We start from the raw sequence: 3,226 nt of genomic DNA, 5'->3' as shown, positions 1-3,226 counted from the left end.
ACCGTCAGCCGCCGTTTTCCCGGTGTTGGCATTCTTCTCTATCCGACCAAGGTGCAGGGAGAAGGCGCGGCCGGCCAAATTGCGGCCAATATTCGCCGGGCCAATGAACGGGATGACTTGGACGTGCTGATTATTGGCCGGGGCGGCGGTTCCATTGAGGACCTTTGGGCATTTAATGAAGAAGAGACCGTCCGGGCCATTTTTGAGTCAAGGATTCCGATTATTTCCAGTGTCGGTCATGAGACAGATACGACGCTGGCTGACTTTACAGCCGACCGCCGGGCTGCAACGCCAACGGCTGCAGCTGAGCTGGCAACGCCGGTTACCAAGCTGGATTTGCTGGGGCATCTGCAGCAGCAGGAAAACCGTCTGGTAAGAGCCGCCTCCAATCGGATCAGCTATCAGCGGGAACGCCTTCATACATTAGCCCAGTCGGTTATATTCCGCCAGCCCGAGCGGCTTTATGACGGCTATTTGCAGAAATTGGATCAGCTCAATCTGCGATTGAAGCAGAAAATTCGCGAATATTATAGTGAGGAGCAGCAGCGGGTCCGGATCTTGCAGCACCGTCTGGAAAGTCTGAGTCCGCTGGGCCGTCTGGAACGTTACCAAGAACGTCTGAGCCAGCAGGAGCGCCTGCTCCGCAGCAATATGGCGGTCATTTATGATCAGAAAGTGGCCCAGGTTCAGAGACTGTCTGATGCGCTGCTCATGCTGGATACCAGCCGGATTGTCGCGCGGGGCTATGCTATTGTCCAAAAGAATCAAAAGGTTGTCGAGTCCGTCGCAGCCGTACAAGAAAAAGATCAGCTGACCCTGCTCATGCGGGATGGCCAGCTGGAAGTTGAGGTGAATCATGTCGAAAGAAAAGAAATTTGAAGCGAATCTGGCAGATTTGGAGGCGATTGTCCAAAAGCTGGAAAACGGCGATGTCGCTCTGGAAGAAGCGATTGCAGAATTCCAAAAGGGCATGCAGCTTTCAAAAGAGCTGCAGAAGACACTGGATCAGGCGGAAAAGACGCTGGTCAAGGTCATGCAGGCAGACGGAACAGAAACGGATATGGAATGACGAGAGATGAGAAAATCAGGCAGCTGGAGCTGACGATTGATGAATTTTACAGGCAAAAACAGGTATCTCCTTACTTGACAGAGGCCATCCTTTACTCGCTTCAGGCAGGCGGCAAGCGTCTCCGGCCCCTGCTGCTCTTGGAGCTGATTGAGGGCTTTGGCTTGGAGCTGACGCGGGCCCATTATCAGGCAGCAGCTGCTCTGGAGATGATTCACACCGGCAGCCTCATTCACGATGATCTGCCGGCTATGGACAATGATGACTACCGCCGCGGCCGTCTGACCAGCCACAAGAAGTTTGGCGAGGATATGGCCATTTTGGCTGGGGACTCCCTCTTTTTGGACCCTTACGGCCTTTTGGCTAAGGCTGAGCTGCCCAGTCAGGTCAAGGTGGACCTGATTGCTGAGCTGTCTCAGGCTGCGGGGACCTTTGGCATGGTGGCCGGGCAGGTCCTGGACATGCAAGGGGAAGGCCGAGACAGCAGTCTGGAAGAGCTCAAAAGAATCCATGCTAACAAGACGGGAAAACTCCTGACCTATCCCTTCGTGGCTGCTGCTTTGATTGCTGGGGCGGAGCCGCTCATTCAGGACAAGCTGCGCCGCATCGGTCAGCTTTTGGGGCTGGCTTTTCAGGTAAGGGATGATCTGTTAGATGTGACAGCCAGTTTTGAGGAGCTGGGCAAGACCCCGCAGAAAGACTTGGCAGCGGCCAAGTCCACCTACCCAGCTCTTCTGGGGCTGGAGGGGGCGGCAGCCTTTTTCAACGACTGTCTTGATCAGGCCGCAGTCCTCTTGACTGATGTGGAGCGCAGCGCGGCTTTCTCCGGTGCTGAAATAAAAAAAATAATAGAAGGTTTACGATTGAATGGCTAAGGAAAGAGTAGATGTTCTGGCCTATAGACAGGGACTTTTTGAGACCAGAGAGCAGGCCAAGCGCGGAGTCATGGCCGGTTTGGTCATCGCTGTTCGTGACGGCCAGCGGTTTGACAAGCCCGGTGAGAAGATTGAGGAGACGACAGAGCTCAAACTCAAAGGGCAAAAACTTCCCTATGTCAGCCGCGGCGGGCTGAAGCTGGAAAAAGCGCTGCAGGTTTTCGGCCTCTCAGCGGCAGGTAAAATTGCGCTGGATATTGGCGCTTCAACCGGCGGTTTTACGGATGTTCTGCTGCAAAAGGGAGCGGCCTTGGTCTATGCAGTTGATGTCGGCACCAATCAGCTGGCCTGGAAACTCCGTCAGGATGAGCGGGTCGTCAGTATGGAGCAGTTCAATTTCCGCTATGCGCAAAAAGCAGATTTTGAGAAGGAGCCCAGTTTTGCCAGCATTGATGTCAGCTTTATCTCGCTCGGCCTGATTCTGCCGGCTCTGCAGCAGGTTTTGGCTGCGGAAGGGCAGGTGGTGGCCCTGATTAAGCCTCAGTTTGAGGCCGGCCGGGAGCAGATTGGCAAGAAAGGCATTGTCAAAGATCCAAAGGTGCATGTGACCGTGCTGGAAAAGGTCACTGCCTTGATGCTGGAGGCTGGCTTTTCAGTCAGGGGACTGGATTTCTCCCCTATTCAGGGCGGACAGGGCAATGTGGAATTTCTGGCTTATCTGCAGAAGAGCCCTCAGCCGGAAAATCAAGTGAAAGAGTTGATACAGGCTGTTGTTGAGGCAGCCCACAAGGAATTTAAGGATGAATAAAAAGGATAGATTAGAAAAGATTAGACGTTTTGTCAGCGACTATGACATCGGAACTCAGGAGGAAATTGTCGAACATCTCAGGCAGTCAGGGATTACAGCCACTCAGGCGACTGTTTCCCGCGACATCAAGGAGCTGGGCATTGTCAAGATTCCGCTCAAGGACAATACTTATATTTATGAGCTGCCCAAGACGATGACTAGCAGTCTGCGTCTGGCAGAGAATAATATTCTGTCCTGCCATGTTTTGGGAAATATGATTAACCTGACTCTGGTGCCGGGCAGCACAGCCTTGGTCAAACGCCACCTGCGGACGGAGTTCGCTCAGGAGCTGTTCAGCATTATCGCCGATAATGACAGTATTCTTATGGTAGCAGTGACCGAGCAGGCTGCTGACAGCATTTCAAATATCATTCATCATTGGTAGGAAAGCCTATGTTATTAGAAATTTCAATTAAAAACTTTGCCATTATCGAGGAG

The 3,226-nt window shown here is 52.9% G+C and carries 5 protein-coding genes; all 5 read left to right on the top strand.

What is annotated here, in order from left to right; all coding sequences use genetic code 11:
• Positions 1-879 (top strand): exodeoxyribonuclease VII large subunit (xseA, locus tag STRDD11_RS09045; RefSeq protein WP_241209386.1); only part of this gene is annotated, 879 nt, incomplete at its 5' end.
• A complete protein-coding gene (locus STRDD11_RS09040; RefSeq protein WP_128837042.1) occupies positions 857-1,069 on the top strand; it encodes an exodeoxyribonuclease VII small subunit in 213 nt (70 codons plus the stop codon). The genes xseA and STRDD11_RS09040, both read left to right, overlap by 23 nt.
• Complete coding sequence (locus STRDD11_RS09035) at positions 1,066-1,941, top strand: polyprenyl synthetase family protein (protein WP_128837041.1); 876 nt, start codon at positions 1,066-1,068, stop codon at positions 1,939-1,941. The genes STRDD11_RS09040 and STRDD11_RS09035 overlap by 4 nt, the downstream gene beginning before the upstream one ends.
• Positions 1,934-2,749, top strand: a complete 816-nt coding sequence (locus STRDD11_RS09030) for a TlyA family RNA methyltransferase (protein ID WP_128837040.1) — start codon at positions 1,934-1,936, stop codon at positions 2,747-2,749. The genes STRDD11_RS09035 and STRDD11_RS09030 overlap by 8 nt, the downstream gene beginning before the upstream one ends.
• Positions 2,742-3,173, top strand: coding sequence for an arginine repressor (locus STRDD11_RS09025; RefSeq protein ID WP_128837039.1), 432 nt, complete (start codon positions 2,742-2,744; stop codon positions 3,171-3,173). Before STRDD11_RS09030 ends, STRDD11_RS09025 begins: the two co-directional genes overlap by 8 nt.
• Positions 3,174-3,226 lie beyond the last annotated feature (53 nt).

The organism is Streptococcus sp. DD11, from assembly GCF_001578865.1.
GTDB lineage: Bacteria > Bacillota > Bacilli > Lactobacillales > Streptococcaceae > Streptococcus > Streptococcus panodentis.
This window is presented reverse-complemented; position numbering and strand designations above follow the sequence as displayed.

Coding starts and splice junctions, on each gene's coding strand:
- STRDD11_RS09035 (WP_128837041.1), top strand. CDS start 1,066: ATGACGAGAGATGAGAAAATCAGGCAGCTGGAGCTGACGATTGATGAA.
- STRDD11_RS09040 (WP_128837042.1), top strand. CDS start 857: ATGTCGAAAGAAAAGAAATTTGAAGCGAATCTGGCAGATTTGGAGGCG.
- STRDD11_RS09025 (WP_128837039.1), top strand. CDS start 2,742: ATGAATAAAAAGGATAGATTAGAAAAGATTAGACGTTTTGTCAGCGAC.
- STRDD11_RS09030 (WP_128837040.1), top strand. CDS start 1,934: ATGGCTAAGGAAAGAGTAGATGTTCTGGCCTATAGACAGGGACTTTTT.